14 protein-coding genes are annotated in these 16,676 nt (G+C 59.2%); 4 read left to right on the forward strand and 10 right to left on the reverse strand.

The annotated features are described in order from the left end of the window. Positions 1-83: 83 nt before the first annotated feature. From purN to JAO77_RS21090, 10 genes are all read right to left on the reverse strand, one after another. A complete protein-coding gene (gene purN / locus JAO77_RS21045) occupies positions 84-683 on the reverse strand; it encodes a phosphoribosylglycinamide formyltransferase (RefSeq protein WP_198992407.1) in 600 nt (199 codons plus the stop codon). Further along, positions 684-1,976, reverse strand: coding sequence for a phosphoribosylamine--glycine ligase (gene purD / locus JAO77_RS21050; protein WP_198992408.1), 1,293 nt, complete (start codon positions 1,974-1,976; stop codon positions 684-686). 92 nt (positions 1,977-2,068) lie between these two features. Beyond that, positions 2,069-2,986 (reverse strand): phosphoribosylaminoimidazolesuccinocarboxamide synthase, encoded by a 918-nt coding sequence (locus JAO77_RS21055; RefSeq protein ID WP_198992409.1) that lies wholly within the window; start codon positions 2,984-2,986, stop codon positions 2,069-2,071. Positions 2,987-2,996: 10 nt separating this feature from the next. Continuing rightward, the gene (locus JAO77_RS21060) at positions 2,997-3,869 is read right to left on the reverse strand and encodes a phosphoribosylformylglycinamidine synthase subunit PurQ (RefSeq protein ID WP_198992410.1); all 873 of its coding nucleotides are present in this window, start codon (positions 3,867-3,869) and stop codon (positions 2,997-2,999) included. Positions 3,870-3,905: 36 nt separating this feature from the next. Further along, positions 3,906-6,974, reverse strand: a complete 3,069-nt coding sequence (locus JAO77_RS21065) for a phosphoribosylformylglycinamidine synthase subunit PurL (RefSeq protein WP_235998536.1) — start codon at positions 6,972-6,974, stop codon at positions 3,906-3,908. A 119-nt stretch (positions 6,975-7,093) separates the two neighbouring features. Then, positions 7,094-7,717: an orotate phosphoribosyltransferase gene (gene pyrE / locus JAO77_RS21070; protein ID WP_198992411.1), complete on the reverse strand. Its 624-nt coding sequence runs from the start codon at positions 7,715-7,717 to the stop codon at positions 7,094-7,096. Between the two features lie 128 nt (positions 7,718-7,845). After that, complete coding sequence (pyrF, locus tag JAO77_RS21075; protein ID WP_198992412.1) at positions 7,846-8,601, reverse strand: orotidine-5'-phosphate decarboxylase; 756 nt, start codon at positions 8,599-8,601, stop codon at positions 7,846-7,848. A gap of 717 nt (positions 8,602-9,318) precedes the next feature. Further along, on the reverse strand, positions 9,319-10,107 hold the full coding sequence (locus JAO77_RS21080; protein WP_198992413.1) for a S1/P1 nuclease: 789 nt from the start codon (positions 10,105-10,107) through the stop codon (positions 9,319-9,321). Between the two features lie 253 nt (positions 10,108-10,360). Further along, positions 10,361-11,767, reverse strand: a complete 1,407-nt coding sequence (locus tag JAO77_RS21085; protein WP_198992414.1) for a carbohydrate porin — start codon at positions 11,765-11,767, stop codon at positions 10,361-10,363. Between the two features lie 116 nt (positions 11,768-11,883). Further along, a complete protein-coding gene (locus JAO77_RS21090) occupies positions 11,884-13,932 on the reverse strand; it encodes a M13 family metallopeptidase (protein ID WP_198992415.1) in 2,049 nt (682 codons plus the stop codon). A 138-nt stretch (positions 13,933-14,070) separates the two neighbouring features. On the opposite strand from JAO77_RS21090, the gene JAO77_RS21095 reads away from it, so the two are divergent. The 4 genes from JAO77_RS21095 to JAO77_RS24420 all read left to right on the forward strand — a co-directional run bounded on the left by JAO77_RS21095 (position 14,071) and on the right by JAO77_RS24420 (position 16,077). Next, on the forward strand, positions 14,071-14,511 hold the full coding sequence (locus JAO77_RS21095; protein WP_198992416.1) for a hypothetical protein: 441 nt from the start codon (positions 14,071-14,073) through the stop codon (positions 14,509-14,511). Positions 14,512-14,633: 122 nt separating this feature from the next. Continuing rightward, a complete protein-coding gene (locus JAO77_RS21100; RefSeq protein WP_198992417.1) occupies positions 14,634-14,882 on the forward strand; it encodes a hypothetical protein in 249 nt (82 codons plus the stop codon). 118 nt (positions 14,883-15,000) lie between these two features. Then, positions 15,001-15,504, forward strand: a complete 504-nt coding sequence (locus JAO77_RS21105; protein ID WP_198992418.1) for a GNAT family N-acetyltransferase — start codon at positions 15,001-15,003, stop codon at positions 15,502-15,504. 141 nt (positions 15,505-15,645) lie between these two features. After that, on the forward strand, positions 15,646-16,077 hold the full coding sequence (locus tag JAO77_RS24420) for a carboxypeptidase-like regulatory domain-containing protein (RefSeq protein ID WP_198992419.1): 432 nt from the start codon (positions 15,646-15,648) through the stop codon (positions 16,075-16,077). Positions 16,078-16,676 lie beyond the last annotated feature (599 nt).

A 16,676-nucleotide genomic window follows, 5' to 3' on the forward strand; every position in this document is an offset into this window, starting at 1 on the left:
TCAGTTAATTATGAGTTAGAAATTATGAGTTAGTAATCTTGGGAAGGATGAGTAGGGAGCGTAGAGCAACGACCTAACACTAGCTAGGCGGTGAGAGCAGACTTTGTAATTAGCGCCGCGAGTGTTTCGGCATATAAGACGTGCTCCACAGCCAAGCCGCGGCGCTGCACCTCGGCCAGGGTATCAGCTCCTACCAAATTTACAACACGCTGCGCCAGAATCGGCCCAGTATCCAGGCCTTCGTCAACCAAGTGCACGGTTATTTTGGTTTCCGTCAAGCGGTTATCGAAGGCCCACTCGTAGGCATGCAAGCCTTGGTGTTGGTGCGTATCAGCAGGGTGGATGTTAATGATGCGGCCCGCAAACGCCCGTACAAACGTGGGCGAGAGCACCCGCATGTAGCCCGCCAGCACCACGTAGTCGGGCCGGTATTCTTGCAGAATGGCTACCACGTCGCGGTCAAACTCCTCGCGCTTGCGGCCTTTCGAGCTCAGGCTATCGGTAGGCAGACCTAGGGCGGCCGCCGAGTCGATACCCGGCGCGGTGAGGTCGTTGCTGAATATCACGACTATTTCGGCCAGGCCTTGTAGCACGCCCGTTTGCACGGCCTCGGCCAGCGCGAGCATGTTGGAGCCGCGGCCAGAAAGCAGGATGGCAAGACGGGCAGGACGTTGGTCGTTCATCTAGTAAGCGCTCGTTTCGAGCAGCGGCGCGGGGCGCTGCCCAATGTCGGGGCGCACGTATTTGTCTTGAAAATAAACCTTTTCTGTCTCCGCGTAAGCTAGTTGGATAGCGGTGGGCAGGTCGGGGCCGTGGGCTACTACCACCGCCACGCGGCCGCCATTGGTGAGCAGTTCGCCGGGCTGTTCGCCTGCCTTCACGCCGCCCACAAACACTTGGGTATCTTGGCCTTGGTTGCCGATGCCGTGGATGGGGAAGCCCGTTGGGAATTGCGCTGCCGGGTAGCCACCCGAAGCCAGCACTACGCCCACAAAGGCGCCAGCGCGCTGCTTGGTTATCGTTTGGGCCAAGTTGCCTTCAAGCGTCGCCTCTATCAGTTCGAGCAGGCTGCTTTCCAGCGCGGGCAGGATAACCTCGGCCTCGGGGTCACCTAGGCGCACGTTGTATTCGAGCAGCTTGGGACCGCTCGGCGTCAGCATCACCCCAAAATAGAGGAAGCCCACAAAGTCGAACGGCTCGCTTTGGAGGCCGCGCAACGTGGGGTCAATAATATCCTGGCGAATGGCGGCCAGCGAGTTATCATCCAAAAAGGGCACTGGACAATAAGCACCCATGCCGCCCGTGTTGGGGCCTTCGTCGTTGGCAAGCAGCTGTTTGTGGTCCTGGGCCGGGGCCAGCAGCCGGATGCGGTTGCCATCGGTGAGGCCGATGAGGCTCACCTCGGGGCCGGTCAGCTTCTCTTCGAGCAGGAAGCTAAACCAGCCTTCATGTAGTTCGCGCAACTCGGTGAGGGCGGCCGTGGCCTCGGCTACCGAACTGCACACGTACACGCCCTTGCCAGCGGCTAGGCCGTCGTACTTAATAACTACGTGGCCAGCGAGTTCCTCAGCTTGCGCCTGCGCCTCGGCAAACTGGTCGCTGCGGTAGCTCCAGGCGCGAGCCGTGGCAATGCCGTGGCGACGCATGAAGTCCTTGCTCCACACCTTCGAGCTTTCCAGCGTAGCCGCCTGCCGCCGCGGGCCAAACACGCGGATGTCCGTCTCCAGGAAGTAATCGGCCACGCCCGCCGCCAGCGGTGCCTCCGGCCCCACCACAATCAGCTTGATGCCGTGCTCCTGGCAGAAGCTTTGAATGGCCGGAAAATCGGTGGCGCTAATGCTAGGCACGCTACCTGGAATGCCAGCGTTACCGGGCAGCACGTGCACGGTCGCGCCATCCTGGCGAAGCTTGGTAGCTAGAGCGTGCTCGCGGGCACCGGAACCAAGGAGGACGAGCTGGGTGGTGGAAGTTGGCACAGCGTTTAAAAGAGAGAAAAAAGGGTTTCACAGAGTAGCGGAAGGAAAGGCGTAAACTCCCCTCTTTCCGTCCTTGGCTCTGCACGATATGGCTACTTTAGTAATCCGGCCTTCACCAAGTTGCGGGTCAGGCGCTCGGTTACGTCTTCATCATCACCGGCCGTGGCTAGGGGCTGGCCCACGACGCGCTGGTAGATGTCGAGGTAGCGATTGACGGCCTCCTGCGTTACCTCGGGGGTGAGGGCGCGGGGGTAGGCCCCATCCTGCTTATTGGCAATGAGCCACTGGCGGATGTATTCCTTGTCCATCTGCTCGGCGCCCTCGGGGTTCTGGGCGTAGTCGGCGGCGCTCCAGAAGCGCGACGAGTCGGGCGTATGGATTTCGTCAATCAGAATCAGCTCGCCGTCCAGCAAGCCAAACTCATACTTGGTATCGACCAAAATGATGCCCTGCGAAGCCAGCAAGTCGGAGCCAACTTTGAACAGTTCCAGCGCCTTTTCGGCCATCTTATCGTACAGTTCCTGGCTTACCCAGCCCTCGCTCACGAGGTTTTCGGGGGTGATTTCGCGGTCCGACTCCTCCTTGGTGGTTGGCGTCACGATGGGCGTCGGGAACTGCTGGTGCTTGGTGAGGCCGTCGGGCACGGTCACGCCCGAAAACGTGCGCTGGCCGCTCTGGTAGCCGCGCAGCATCGAGCCGGTGAGGTAGTTGCGCACTACCATCTCTACCTTAATCGGTTGCGCTTCCTTCACCAGCATGGCGTTGGCGTCCACCATGCCCTTCACGTGGTTGGGGATGATGTGGGCCGTTTTCTCGAACCAGAAGTTGGCTAGGCCGTTCAGCACCGCACCTTTGTTGGGGATGGCCGTTTCGAGCACCGAGTCGAAGGCCGAGAGGCGGTCCGACACCACGATGAGGCGGGTGCTGTCGTCGATGCGGAAGCTGTCGCGGACTTTGCCGCGGTGCAACAACTGGAGCTGGGGGGTGGCGAATTGCGGGAGCGTGTTCATACCGAATAACTTACGCGTGGGTAGCAGGCGCGCTGGCTTCCTGGGTCCGGCGAATGAGGTGCGTGACAATGTTCTTGAAAATCGCTAGCCCCTCCCCTTCTTCCTTCAGCTCGCCACGGCGCTTTTTCATACCCCAATCGGGGTGGTTGCAGCCGGCCAAATAGGCCTCGGGGTGTGGCATGAGGCCAAAAATGTGGCCCGTGGGGTCGGTGAGGCCAGCGCAGTTGAGGTCAGCGCCGTTGGGGTTGAGCGGGTAGGTGCCGGTCTCCTGGTCGTCGTGGCCGGCGTAGGTCAGGCAGTTGAGCCCTAGGTCGGTGATGCGGTCGCGGGTGGCCGCGTCGGGCACTACCAGGCGGCCTTCGCCGTGGCGCACGGGCACTTCGAAGGAAGTCAGCTCGCTCAGGAAGGGCGTGGGTGTTTTCGTCTGCGCATTCACCTTGAGGCGAACCCAGCGGTTTTCGTAGCGGCCCGAGGCGTTGTGCGTCAGTGTCACTTCGGGCTGGAAATCGCCACCTAGGTTGGGCAGTAGCCCGAGCTTCACCAACACCTGAAAGCCGTTGCAGATGCCGAGCACAAACTTGCCGGCGGCCACAAACTCACGGATGTCGCTGAGCAGTGTGCGGCCCGCGTCGCCGGTCTGGCGGTAGCGCAGCTTGTTGGCCAGCACCACACCCGAGCCTAGGTCGTCGCCGAACGAGAACCCGCCCGGAAAATTCAGAATATCGAAGTCATGGATGCTCACCCGACCGTGCAGCACCTCATTGAGGTGCACGATGGTGGCCTCGCCGCCCGCTAGGCGGTAGGCGGCGGCCATTTCCTCTTCGCAATTGATGCCGAAGCCGGTCAGGATGAGGGCTTTGGGGGCCTGGGCTAGGTCTGCCATGTTAGTAGGTATCACTTGGTCCTTGCTCACTGCTCGTTAGTGCTGTAGCGCCTCGGCGGGCTCCAAGCCAATTGTTTGATTCACGGGCCCGTTGGTCCAGGCGGTGCGGAGGTCGTGGGTCGAAGCATGTAGCAGCTCCTGCGTCCCGTGCACCACACGCAGCTGGCCATCGGCCGTTACGCGGCCCAGGCGCGTAGCCCGCTGCCCTAGGATGCCTTCGAAGGCCGTCACGTCTTCCGGCGCGATGCTTACCACGAAGCGCGAGTGCGACTCGCTGAACAGTAGCGCCGTAGCCGACAAGTCGCCCGCCACGCTACCTAGGTCAAGGTCAGCACCTAGGCCATCGCGGCCGAAGGTGCTCTCAGCCAATGCCACGGCGAGGCCGCCGTCGCTCAGGTCGTGGCTGCTCTGGATGAGGCCTTGCGCGTTGGCTTCGCCCACCAGGGTGTACAATGCTTTGGCTTCTTCGAAGCGCACCTGCGGTACGTTGGCGCCCAGCTCGTTGTAGAGCTGGTAGAACTCCGAGCCACCTAGCTCGTCGTAGGTTTCGCCGAGCAGATAGATGACGTCATCGGCCTGCTTGAAGTCGGAGGTTACTACCTGGCGCACGTCTTCGACCTTGGCCGTCATCGAGTAGAGGACCGTGGGCGGCACCGAGATTTTTACCCCGTCGGCCTTAAAGTCGTTCTTCATCGAGTCCTTGCCGCTGGTGAGCGGGATGCAGTAGGCCGCGCAGGCATCGCGCAGAGCCTGGCACATCTGCACCAGCTTGGCGAGCTTCTGCTTGCCATCGGGGTTGATGGCGGGGTCGTAGACCGAATCGGGCACGCAGAAATTGTCGTTTACCGACCAGAAATTTCCATCGCCCGGCGTGAGGTTGGGCAGCTTGCCGCCCACCGAGATAATCTGCCGCACGGCCTCGTCAAACGAGCCGGCCGACATGTGGTAGGCATCTAGGTCACCCATGCGGGGCAAAATGCCGTTGCTCACGGCCACGCCTTCCCAGCTCTCAAAATTGAAGCGCACCACGGCGGCATCCTGCGGCGCCTGGCCGGTCGCGCCCATCAGGGGCTTCACCACCGTGCGGCCCTTCACCTCGTGGTCGTACTGCCGAATAACTGACTCGCGCGAGCAGATATTGAGCGAACCCATCAGCTTGAATAGCACGTCGTTGTAGTCGATTTCGGCGGGTAGCGCGGGCTCCTGGGCTTCGGGCTTCACGTACTCGGCCAGCAGGGTTTTGCGCGGCACGCCATCGTGCAGGAAGTCCAGCGAGAGGCCAGCAATGGGCTGGCTGTCAAACTTCACGTCGAGATAGCCCTCAGCGTTGAAGAAGCCGATATCGGTCAGCTCTACCTCCATTTCACGACCTAGGGCCAGCAGCTCATCCAGCTTGGCGGGCTCTACGGCCAGGGTGAAGCGCTCCTGCGACTCGCTCAGGAAAATCTCCCAAGGGCGCAGACCGGGGTATTTCAGGGGCACTTTTTCGAGCTCCACTACTGCGCCGCCCGAGATGGTAGCCAGCTCGCCGATGCTAGACGAGAGGCCGCCCGCCCCGTTGTCGGTGCTGCACCGAATGAGGCCGCGCCGCGTAGCCAGCAGCAGGAAGTCCATCGCCAGCTTTTGGGTGATGGGCGAGCCGATTTGCACGGCCGTAGCGGGCGCGGCTTCGTCCAGCTCAATGCTGCTGAAGGTCGCGCCGTGAATGCCGTCTTTGCCCACCCGGCCGCCGGCCATGATGATGCGGTCGCCGGGCAGAATCACTTTTTCCCAGCTGTCTTTGCCAGCTAGTTGCATGGGCATCACCGCGCCAGTGCCGCAGTACACGAGCGGCTTGCCACGGTAGCGGTCATCAAATACGATGGCGCCGTTCACGGTTGGTACGCCCGACTTGTTGCCGCCGTCCTCGATGCCCTTGCGCACCCCTTCAAAAATGCGGCGTGGGTGCAATTGACCGGTTAGCAATTCACCATCGTAGTCGGGGTTACCGAAGCACAGTACGTTGGTATTGAACAGCAAGCGCGCGCCGCCGATTCCAGTAGCCAGCGGGTCGCGGTTGTTGCCCAGGATGCCCGTGATAGCTCCGCCGTAGGGGTCGATGGCCGAGGGCGAGTTGTGCGTCTCGACCTTCCACACGAACAGTGACTCGGGGTTGATGCGCACCGCGCCGGCATTGTCCGAAAACACCTTGATGAGCCAGTCGTTGCCGTTGGCCCGCAGTTGGCGGTCTACCTCGGCGGTCGCGCCCTTGATGAAAGTTTTGAACAAGCCGTCAATCTCTTCTTCCGCGCCCGTTTCCAGGTTTTTGTACTTGATAACGGCGCTGAACTCCTTGTGCTTGCAATGCTCCGACCAGGTTTGGGCCAGAATCTCCATCTCGCAGTCGGTGGGGTCGGCGGGCAGCCCTAGGCCGAGGCGCTGCTCGCGCACGCTGCCTTGGTCGAAGTAGTCGCGGATGGCCTGCATTTCGGGCAGGTTGAGCGCGTACACGTTGTCCTTGCTTAGCTGGAGCAGTTGCTCGTCGCGGAGGCCCGTCAGGTTGATGGTTTCGGTGCGGGCGTCGGCCCCACCGCCGGGGCGCGGCGTGAAGTCGCGGATGCCATCGGCCACCGCGCCTACCTCAAAGCGGTTGATGAGCTTGTTGCCCAGCAGCTCTTCAGCGAGCCGGCGAAGGTCGGCGGCGGGCAGGTCTTTTTCCAGGAAAAACAGCCGCTTCGAGAAAATGTGCTGCGTGCGGGTGTCGATGGGCTCGTTGAGGAAGTCGCCGAGCGCATTCTGGGCCGAGGTGCCCTCGTCGTCCGTCACGCCGGGGCCTTTGGCCACCAAGATGTAGCTTTTGAAGCCCGCGGGCGCGGCTACCTGGTCGATAACTACCGTGTGCAGCACGGGGTCTTGCAGGCAGGCGGCGGCGAAGTCGGCTAGCTGGCTTTCGCTGAGGCCGGGGTAGCGCACGGCGTAGAGCGCCGCGCTGCGCACCTGGCCGGTGGCTAGCCCTAGGTGGCGGGCTGCGTCGGCGGCCACGCGCTGGCCGTCGCCGTCGTGCCGGCCGGGTTGGAGACTGAGGAGGATGGAATGCTGGTTGGTTTCCAAATTAACTTTTGTCATGCTGACGGAGGCGGCATCTTATCACTGCTGCATCCGTCAGATTTACTAATCACCACGTTGCGAGTGTGATAAGGTCCTTCGCAAGCGTATGCCAGGTAAGGTTGACAGGTGGTAATGGATTATTTCGCGTCGGGCCGACTGCCCGGCTTCACGGCCGGAATCCCGGCCAGGTGTTCCGGCACCGCATTAGCCGCAAATACGGCCGCCTGCACCGGCAACAGCGCAAAGTTCGGGAACGGAAGGTCAGCTTTCCCACTCGTGCGGTCAATTAAAGAGGCCACCGCGAGCACTTCGACTCCCATTTCCTTCAAAACCCGTGCTACTTCGAGGGTGCTTTTGCCAGTCGTAACTACGTCTTCGGCAATTACTACCCGCTCGCCGGGGGCTAGCGTAAAACCGCGCCGCAAGGTCATTTCACCATTCGCATCGCGCTCGGTAAAAAGCGACGGCACGCCCAGTTGCCGGGCTAGCTCGTAGCTCACTACCACGCCGCCCATCGCGGGGCCGACCACCGTGTCGGGCACTAGGCCGGCCTCGCGCAGACGCTGGGCGAGCACCGCCATCGCGGGCGCGGCCAAATCGGGCTTGCGCAAAAAGCGGGCGCACTGTACGTAAGTATCCGAGTGCAGCCCCGACGAGAGCTTGAAATGCCCGTTCAGGAGTGCGCCTTCCTCACGCAGCTGCGCTTCGAGAATAGTGGCTACTTCGACGGCGGGGAGGTCGGGGGTGAGGTGCTTATTCATTAGTCAGAAAAACGTCTGTCATGCTGAGCCTGCGAAGCATCTCGCTCGCTTCGCAGCTACTATAAAGGGTTAGCGCGTCACGCGAGATGCTTCGCAAGCTCAGCATGACAATCGTATGAAATCGTGATTTAAGCAGTTACCGAACGGTACTCATTAATCTCATTCATCAACTCCCGCGCGGCGGCTGCCGAATCTTCAGCTTGCCAGATGCTGCGCGAAGCGTTAATCAGCAGCCCGCCGCCGTCGGCTAGCAGGCCGGCTTTCATCACCGAGGCCAGGTCGCCGCCCTGCGCGCCGATGCCGGGCACCAGGAACCACTGCGTGGGGCACAGCTGCCGCAGGCTACCTAGGGCCGCCGCATCGGTAGCGCCGGCCACGAGACCGATGTTGCCGTGCGTCGTGTCGAGGTCGGCGAGTAGCTTAGCCGTAAACTCGCTCACCGGCTCGCCGCTTTGCAGCACCGCCTCCTGGATGGGCGAGTGGTTCGAGGTTTTGGCTAGGGCGAAGACGAACTTGCCGGGGCGTGCGAAGGGCACTACTGCATCGGCACCCATGTAGGGGTTCACCGTCACGGCATCGACCCCCACCACGTCGTAAGCAAATTGCGCGTAGTGCATGGCCGTGTTAGCGATGTCGCCAAACTTGCCATCCAGGATAACCGGGATGCCATCGGGCACGGCTGCCACCACCTGGCGTAGCAGTTGCGTGCCATTGCCCCGGCTTAGGAAAAAGGCCAGATTAGGCTTGAAAGCAGCGGCGTAGGGCGCGGTTTCAGCGATGACCTGCGGCAGGCGGCGCGTCACGTCTTCGTCGGAGCCAGTGGGGTCGAGGCCCACACAGAGCAGCGTATTGGCCTGGGCAACGCGGGTGAGGAGCTTTTGCATTCTTTAGTTGTCAGTTGTTCGTTGTCAGTTGTTAGTGCTTTTCAAGCCACTGTCTGACAACAGACAACGAGCAACTGACAACGATAACTTAGTAAAAACAAAAGCGCCCGGCACAACCGGGCGCTTCCTATTCAGCAGGTTAGAGCACTTTGTAATAATTTACTCGGTCGGATTTTTTGCGGGTGCTGGCAGCACGCACGCTGGCACCCGCACCAACCGGGCACAAAAAAGCCGCCTCAAGCGAATGGGGCGGCAATCGAAAAAACGAATCGCAAAAAGCAACGGAAACGGCAGCCACAGCCTTCCAGTCCTTTCGCAGAGCAGCCGATTGGGTAGCTCCGCGCATCATCCACTGGTGGTTGACTGCGTTCACGGTGCAAAATTACAAAATCCTGTTTCGGTGTAATAATTTGCCCGCAAAAAACATTTCTCGCGAAAACTTTCCCAGCTCGGTTTCGAGTGCTGAAACCCGTCAATACCACGCGCTTTGCCGCTTTTCGCCAAGCCGAAAAAATTTAAGTCCTTTTTCAGCTGGTTGCGCGTCGGGCGCTAGCGGCCGTAACTTTGGCTGTTTATTCCGCTAATGTATTAATAATGTAGCCGCTGTGTTAGCTGCTATTAGTAGCGAAACAGGCCCTCCGCTTCGAGTTGAAGCGGAGGGCCTGTATGCTTTAAAACGGAACGCAAAAAGGGAGTGCTATTCCGTTTTTCATTCGGCTACTTAAACGCCTCGTTCAGCACCGCCGCTAAGCGCACGCCGGCTTGCTGAATGCGCTGCTTCATTAGGTCGGCGTGAGCGGGGTAGTAGCGGTAGTCAGGGTTAGAGTTTTGGGCGGCCTCGGCGTAGAGCTGCGTGGCAGCGGTATACGACTCGAACAGCCACTCGGCGGGGTCGGTGCTGGCCTGCCAGGTTTTGACGAGCGGCGCGGGCACGGCCGCGTCGTACTGCTGGCCCATCTCGGTATAGGTGAGGCCCTGGTAGTCGAGCAGGCCGCTGTCCCAGAGGCTGTGCAGGTTGGTGTCCTTGCCGCGGTAGGTTAGCTTGATGTCATTGCCGCCCTTGTCTTCGGCGCGGCCGGTGTGCATAGGCTGGTGAATATCGCCCACAATGTGCACCACAAAGATGAGCGCCTCGGCGCGCTGCGCCGGGGTTTTAGCAGGGTCACGCATCTCCTTTATTTTAGCCACCAACACGTTGTAGGCGTTGGGGTTAGCCTGGCCTTTCACGGCTTGCAGGTACTGGTCGTGGCCTAGGCCCAGAGCCGTGTTCACGTAGTGCCAGGGCGCGGTTTCCTTAAACTCGGGCAGGTAACGCATCTCGTCGGGCTGAGTGCTAACGAGGGCCAGCGTTTGGGTACCTAGGAGGGCTGTTACCTGGCGGCGCGCCTTTTCAGTGAGGTGGCGGTTGGCAATGAGGCCCACGGCCCGGTGGCCATCCACGCCCCAGGCCCACAGGCGGAGCGGTAGTACTGCCAGCAAGGCCAGCGAAAAAAGAAGCTTGCGCATTCGGTAATTAAACTAAAAGACCGGCAAGGACGCCTATCGGTCTTGGTGGTTGCATGAAGAAACTGAGGTACCTAGGGCTAACTTTCCGTAGAATTTCGGCTCATTTCAAGGCTAGCCCTGGCTACGTAGCTACCAAAATCGGCCCCGGCTCGGTGTACTCAGCTGTTAGCGCTGGTGGTGGTTAGGCGCACCCCGAAGGGCGCTTGAATAACCGGGGGCGCATGGGTCTGCTTTATAAATGCAGCCCGCTGTTCTAAAACTCGACGTGTACTCGCAACGCAACTACGTGCACCGGACCCGACACCCGGCTCGTATTGTAACCAGGGTTAAAAACAATCTGGTAATCAGGGCTCAGCGCGGCGTGGTAGCGCGGGAAGTCAATACTGTAATACACCTCCCCGATGTACTCCAGGCCGTAGTCGAGCCGGCCGTCGCCTAATATAAAGCCCGAGCCGCCTGCCCCTAGGTAGGCGCGGTGCTCGGGCGAGAGGCCGTTGGCCACGGCCGCGACACCTAGGCGGTCGGTGGGGCGCCGCCAGCGGGTACCCGCGCTCGTAAGGCCTACACTCAGGCTATGGTCAATTTCAGTGAAGGCCCAGGTTTCGTTGTGGCCGTCGTTATAGCTCAGGCGGCCGAAGAGGCCCACGTTGGACGTTAGCTCCTGCTCGGCATTCAGCACCACGCCGTATTTGGTGCGGCGCTCAGCGCGCACGGCCGTGATGTCGGGGCCAGCGGAGCCGGCTTGGCTCACGGCCAGGCGGTAGTTACCCATCGCGGCTTGATTGCGGAAGCCCAGCAGACGCACAGCGCCGGGGTGGCCACCTATGCTGTAAGGCTTGGTCAGCTCTAGGGTAATGGCTTGGGCCTTGCCGTAGTGGAAGTCGAGTACTGGGCCGTTGGCATCGGTAGGCATGGCCGAGAGACCACCGCGCAGCGCAAAGCCGGGAGCCACGTATTCGAGCACCGCACCCACGGTGTAGCCACGCGTGTTAGCGGGGTAGTCCCAGCCGCCGGCACTCATCAGGCTCCAGTTGAAGAACTGCGTGCGCGGGTCGTGCGAGTAGCTGTTCTGGTCGAAGTAGTCGGCAATGCTGAACTTGCCCACGTTCAGGGCTAGGTAGCGTGTGGGGCGCGGGCCGGCCACCTGATTGTTGTCGTCCTCAAACTGCTCGGTTTCCGGGCCCAAGGCCCACAGCTGGCGCAAATACAGCCGCGCCAGATACACCTGCGGCGAGGGGTCGCCGATGCGGAAGGTTTCGCCATTGGGCGCTCCCCCGATGCCGGTAGCCCCGCTCAAGCCACTGCCGCCCGCCACCTCAGGATTGAAATACACGGCTGCGCCCTTCCATAGCTTGCGCCCAATAAAGGCGGTAGTAGTAAGCGAAAGCTTGGCCTGCTCGCGGGCCTGTAAGCTAAAATCGCCCTGGTAGCGCGGCGTAAAGTTATTGTGCCACTGCTGGATAACTGTTTGCTGAAAATGCACGCTCCACTTGCTAGCCGCGTCGTGGTCGTAGTGCACAGGCTGCTGCGCCGAGGCTCCTGCCGGCTGCCGGGTAGGAAACGTGCCGGCTGGGGGTGTCACGCCGCCCTGGGCCAGGGTGCGGCCAGCCATACTGACTAAGCTCGCCACGGCAAGCACCCGCAAAAAGTAGAAAGACATCAATCGAAAGAACAGAAGCGACGGTACGCCCTACAAAAGTAAGCCCGGCGCACAGGCCGGGCTTACATTCATCTGGTTTTCATTCTACTGTAGTGTTCATTTTCCAGCTTTAAACGCTACCATATTCTTACGCGTGCTGAGTCAGGAATGTACAGCTTTTGGCCCGGCTTCACACCAAAGGCTTCGTAGAAAGCTGGCACATCGGCCATTGGGCCGTTCACGCGGTATTGGGCCGGCGAATGCACGTCGGTGAGCAACTGCGAGGCCAGGGCTTCGTCGCGCACGTGCATTTGCCACCCCAGGGCATAACCCAAGAAGTAGCGCTGCACCGGCGTCAGGCCGTTAATTTTCTTGCCCTCTTTGTATTGCTTCGTTTTCTTAAAGGCATCCAGGCCAATGACAATGCCGCCTAGGTCGGCAATATTCTCACCGGCCGTAGCCTTGCCATTGATGTGCAGCGAGTCGAGCAGCGTGTAGCCATTAAACTGCTTTACAATAACCGCCACGCGGTCGTTGAAGCGCTTACGGTCTTCCTTGCTCCACCATTCGTGCAGGTTGCCCTTGGCATCGAACTGGCTGCCCTCGTCGTCGAAGCCGTGCGTTAGCTCGTGGCCAATGGTGCTGGCGCCGGCGTAGCCATACACCAGTGCGTCGTCGGCATCGGCGTCGAGCAGCGTGGGCACGGCGAAGGCCGCGGCAGGTAGCACAATCTCATTGTTGCTGGGGTTGTAGTAGGCGTTGTAGGTCTGGGGCGTCATGCCCCACTCGGTGCGGTCTACGGGCTTGCCAAGTTTGTTGAGCTGGTAGTTATACTGCCACTGGTTAGCGCGCATCACGTTGGCCGCCATCGAGTTGCGATCTATGGCCAGGTTGCTATAGTCCTTCCACTTATTAGGGTAGCCCACCTTGGGTGTGATTTTGTGGAGCTTATCCAACGCCACTACTTTGGTGGGCGCGCTCATCCAGTCCACGGTTTTGATGTGCTCGGCAAACGACGAAACCACATTTTTCACCAACGTGTCGTAGCGGGCCTTGGCCTCGGGCTTGAAGTATTCTTTCACAAAAAGCTGACCTAGGGCATCGCCTAGGGCGTCTTCCTCCATGTCGAGCACGCGTTTCCAGCGGGGGCGCATGGCCTTGGCGCCGCGCAGCGTGGTGCCGTAAAAATGGAAGTTCTCGTCCACAAACGGCTGGCTGAGCGTGGGCGCAAACTCACGCGCCACTTGCCAGGTGAGGTAGGCCCTCCAGTCGTCTACGGGTTTGGTTTTGAGCAACTGGCCCACCGTCTGGTAAAACTCGGGCTGGCCCACAATCACGCTATCCACGCTGGTGGCGCCCATCTGAGCAAACCACGTTTTCCAGTCGAGGCCGGGCGTCAGCTTGTCGAGCTGCACTAGGGTCATCTTGTTGTAGTTTTTGTAGGGGTCACGCAGGGCTTCTAGCTTGCGCGACGACTTAGCTAGCGCCGTTTCGAGGGCCATCACCCGCACCGCATTAGCGTTGGCCGTGGTCGAATCCTGACCTAGGAGCTTGAACGTATTGGCCACGTGTCGCACATACGCTCGGCGGATGTTCTTAGTGCGCGTGTCGGTGTTGAAGTAATAATCACGATTGGGCAGCCCTAAACCGCTTTGATGCAGGTACAGCGCCATCTTATCACTGTTCTTGTCATCTTGCGCCACCCGCGGGCCAATGAGCGCCCGCACGCCCAGCGGAATTTCATGAGCAATGACGCCCGGCACGTCGGCCGTCGTCTTTATAGCCGCAATGCGGTCCAACTCGGGCTTGATGGGTGCAGCACCTAGCTTATCGGCTTTCAGCGAGTCGATACCTACGGCCCAGAAATCACCTATTTTTTGCTGGTTGCTACCAGCCGCGGCGTTTGCCCTAGCCGCGTCGATGCTGGTTTGGCGCAGGCGGCCATATACCTCCTTCTGCACCTCAATGCCAATCCCCGAATTACTCTCTGAGGCTGGAATTGGGTGGTTCTTAATCCAGGTACCGTTAGCGTAGCTAAAAAAATCATCGCCTGGCGCTACCGTTGTGTCGAGCGCGGCATATAGCAAATCGGGCTTGCCAGTGGCGCCCGCCGTATTGGTCGAGCTAGCATGGCAGCCCACCGTTAGGGCGGCCAGCAGCGGCAGCGCCCACAAGTTTTTGTTCATTGAATAGAAAGAGTGTTTGCCTGGCCAGCAGCGCCGCCCGCTAGCTAAATAGCCAAAGCTACTAGTAGGTTGCGCGCATCGCCTAAGAGGCGGCACTTTGCGTAGGACAGTTGCACCATTTCCTTTAGCTGAGCCGGTATGTCGCTCCCGCATTTGCTTTTGCTCAACTTCGCCCTAGCAGCCTACCTTACCGGCGTCATTTGGGTAGTGCAGCTCGTCACCTACCCAGCCCTAGTCCTCGTCGGCAAAGAAGAATTTCTCCGCTATCACGCTGCTCATACCCGCGGTATGGGTTGGGTGGTAGGTGCACCCATGGTAGCCGAGCTAGCCTTGGCAGGCTGGCTAGCCTGGACGTCCTACACGGTTTGGGGCGCGGGGCCTGCCCTAGGGCAAGCTGCGCTGGTAGTAGTGGTATGGGCAGTTACTTTTTTTATTTCGGTTCCGTTTCATGACCGGCTCGAAGCCGGGGGCTACAACTACATTGCCCTCGACGGCCTTTTGCGTACCAACTGGCTGCGCACCCTGGCCTGGACCGCCCGTGCTGGTTGGCTCGGCTGGCTGCTCAGTAAAGCCCTCTGAGCCGAGTATCCCAGAGGCTACCCACTACTCATCATCACACCTAAACTGCTGCTACTACGTAGTTCAGTCCGGCATTACTCTTTGCTTTGCGTAACTTGCAGCCTTAATTCCGGCTTTCTTTCATGATGACGAAACGTTTCCTGCCCGCGCTGCTTGCTTCGGCGGTTCTCTTGCTGACTGTGCCCGCCTGCGGCCCCTCAACCAACGATGGCGACGATGATGTAGCCACCACGCCGCTGCCGCCCCTGCCCCCCGCCCCTGACACTACTAAGGGTGCCCAAGCAGCTGCGCCAGCCGCTAATGACCCCACGCGCGAGCTAACGGCCCCCAACGCCACTGAGGACATCAAAAAAATGCAGCCGCAGATGTAATCGGCTTTGCTTTGCCAGACATGAGCAATGGGCAGGTGCGCTAGTTCTTCCTATTAAAAGGGAGCCTAGGTGCCTGGCCATTGCTCATTCTTATTTATATCACCTTGCCTTTCTGATTGTGACACCCAACTCCTACCAGCTGCGCCGCGGGCGCGAAGCAGACCTACCGCGGGTACTCGCGCTCATCCAAGAGCTTGCCGCTTATGAGCGCGCACCTGAAGCCGTAACCAACACCCTAGAAATGATGCACCACGATGGGTTCGGACCAGCACCCATATTTGGCTTCTTCGTCCTCGAAAATGGCGAGGAGCTCCTAGGGCTGGCGCTCTACTACACCGCTTACTCTACTTGGAAGGGCCGCATGCTTTACCTCGAAGACCTAGTAGTGACTGAGGCCGCTCGCCGGGGAGGCTATGGCCGGCTGCTCTTCGACGCCGTAGTCGCCGAGGCTCGCCGCACTGGTGCCCAACGCCTCAAGTGGCAGGTACTTGATTGGAACGAGCCAGCCATTAATTTTTATAAGAAGCTAGGGGCTGAGCTCGATACTGAATGGCTTAACGGCAACCTTTCGGCCGAGCAGATTGCAACTTATACCCTAAGTGCAGCTACTGCCACACTTTAGTGTAACGGCTCACCTACTCCCTAGGAGATTACGTATTAGTATAAATTACTTGGCAAAGTACTTGTTAGTAAGCACTACAGTTCGTTGCTTAGTACCAGCTAGCGAATTTAACCTCTTGTCTATTGCACATATCCTTCGTCGATGAAATACATTTTCCTCCTCCCATTGGCTTGTTCATTAGTGCTACACGCCTTTTCGGCGTCCGCCCAAGCCACCCGCCCTATCACTCCCGGCCAAGAGCCTACAGGGCCAGTACCAGTCCAGCTAGCCTGCCGCTCCTTTAGCGGGCATGTCAAGTCTACGACTGGTACTCCACTAGTAGGTGCGACCATCATGGTTAAAGGCACCTACGTAGCGCGAACCACTAACGACGAAGGATATTTTACCTTTGACCTGCCCTCTGTTCCTACTCAGGCCCCGCACCTCATGGTTAGCTCGGCGGGTTTTGCACCTCAAGAGTTTTTAATTACTAGCTGTGAGCCACTAGCTATAGAACTCCAAATACTAGAAGGCACGCGCATCAAGCAACGTGGTAGGCACAAGGGCTTTATTAAACAAGCTGGCAAAGGCTAAACGCGGAAAGGTTCTCAATGCTCGAGTTTCATGAACCTTTTATAGTGGACACCACCTTCCGGCTGCCAGGCTTAGGGCTACTAGTATCACCCGCAAAACCAATACCTCATTGGCTAGCCACTCATAGTTTACACACAGCACTGCTTATAATATTACCTGGCACACAGCCTACTATTAAAGTAATGGGTACAATAGAAGAAGTTGTACATGATAACCAAGACCCACAACGCGTACTTATATTAGACCTTAATCTTGATTCCGCAATTTATTCAGGAGATAGACTGATAGTTAGCGAAGCACCATCGGAGCTGTATTAACTATAGAACAGTCATTCATCAATAAAAAGCCCCTTGCTCCACAATGAAGCAAGGGGCTTTTTATTGATGAATGACTGTTCTATACCTAAATAAGAATCCAACAACAGGACTAATCTCTTAAGATTTCGCAACATTCCATTGCAAGAGCACCTCATCCAAGAGGTGAGAGGCGGGACAGGCTAAAATGCGGAGAGCCCCCTGCCGAGCGCTGGTCAAAGCGCAGGGGCAGGGGGCTCTCTCGTTGTAAAGTTGGCGGCGACCGACTCTCCCACCGGTGAAGGC

Source organism: Hymenobacter sp. BT559 (assembly GCF_016427535.1).
In the GTDB taxonomy this organism is placed as follows: Bacteria; Bacteroidota; Bacteroidia; order Cytophagales; family Hymenobacteraceae; genus Hymenobacter.

What these genes read in the sequence shown, in the direction of transcription:
- purN (WP_198992407.1), bottom strand. Translation starts at nt 683, where the DNA reads ATGAACGACCAACGTCCTGCCCGTCTTGCCATCCTGCTTTCTGGCCGC.
- JAO77_RS21065 (WP_235998536.1), bottom strand. Translation starts at nt 6,974, where the DNA reads ATGACAAAAGTTAATTTGGAAACCAACCAGCATTCCATCCTCCTCAGT.
- pyrF (WP_198992412.1), bottom strand. Translation starts at nt 8,601, where the DNA reads ATGCAAAAGCTCCTCACCCGCGTTGCCCAGGCCAATACGCTGCTCTGT.
- JAO77_RS24420 (WP_198992419.1), top strand. Translation starts at nt 15,646, where the DNA reads ATGAAATACATTTTCCTCCTCCCATTGGCTTGTTCATTAGTGCTACAC.
- JAO77_RS21055 (WP_198992409.1), bottom strand. Translation starts at nt 2,986, where the DNA reads ATGAACACGCTCCCGCAATTCGCCACCCCCCAGCTCCAGTTGTTGCAC.
- JAO77_RS21090 (WP_198992415.1), bottom strand. Translation starts at nt 13,932, where the DNA reads ATGAACAAAAACTTGTGGGCGCTGCCGCTGCTGGCCGCCCTAACGGTG.
- JAO77_RS21085 (WP_198992414.1), bottom strand. Translation starts at nt 11,767, where the DNA reads ATGTCTTTCTACTTTTTGCGGGTGCTTGCCGTGGCGAGCTTAGTCAGT.
- JAO77_RS21100 (WP_198992417.1), top strand. Translation starts at nt 14,634, where the DNA reads ATGATGACGAAACGTTTCCTGCCCGCGCTGCTTGCTTCGGCGGTTCTC.
- JAO77_RS21095 (WP_198992416.1), top strand. Translation starts at nt 14,071, where the DNA reads ATGTCGCTCCCGCATTTGCTTTTGCTCAACTTCGCCCTAGCAGCCTAC.
- JAO77_RS21080 (WP_198992413.1), bottom strand. Translation starts at nt 10,107, where the DNA reads ATGCGCAAGCTTCTTTTTTCGCTGGCCTTGCTGGCAGTACTACCGCTC.
- pyrE (WP_198992411.1), bottom strand. Translation starts at nt 7,717, where the DNA reads ATGAATAAGCACCTCACCCCCGACCTCCCCGCCGTCGAAGTAGCCACT.
- JAO77_RS21060 (WP_198992410.1), bottom strand. Translation starts at nt 3,869, where the DNA reads ATGGCAGACCTAGCCCAGGCCCCCAAAGCCCTCATCCTGACCGGCTTC.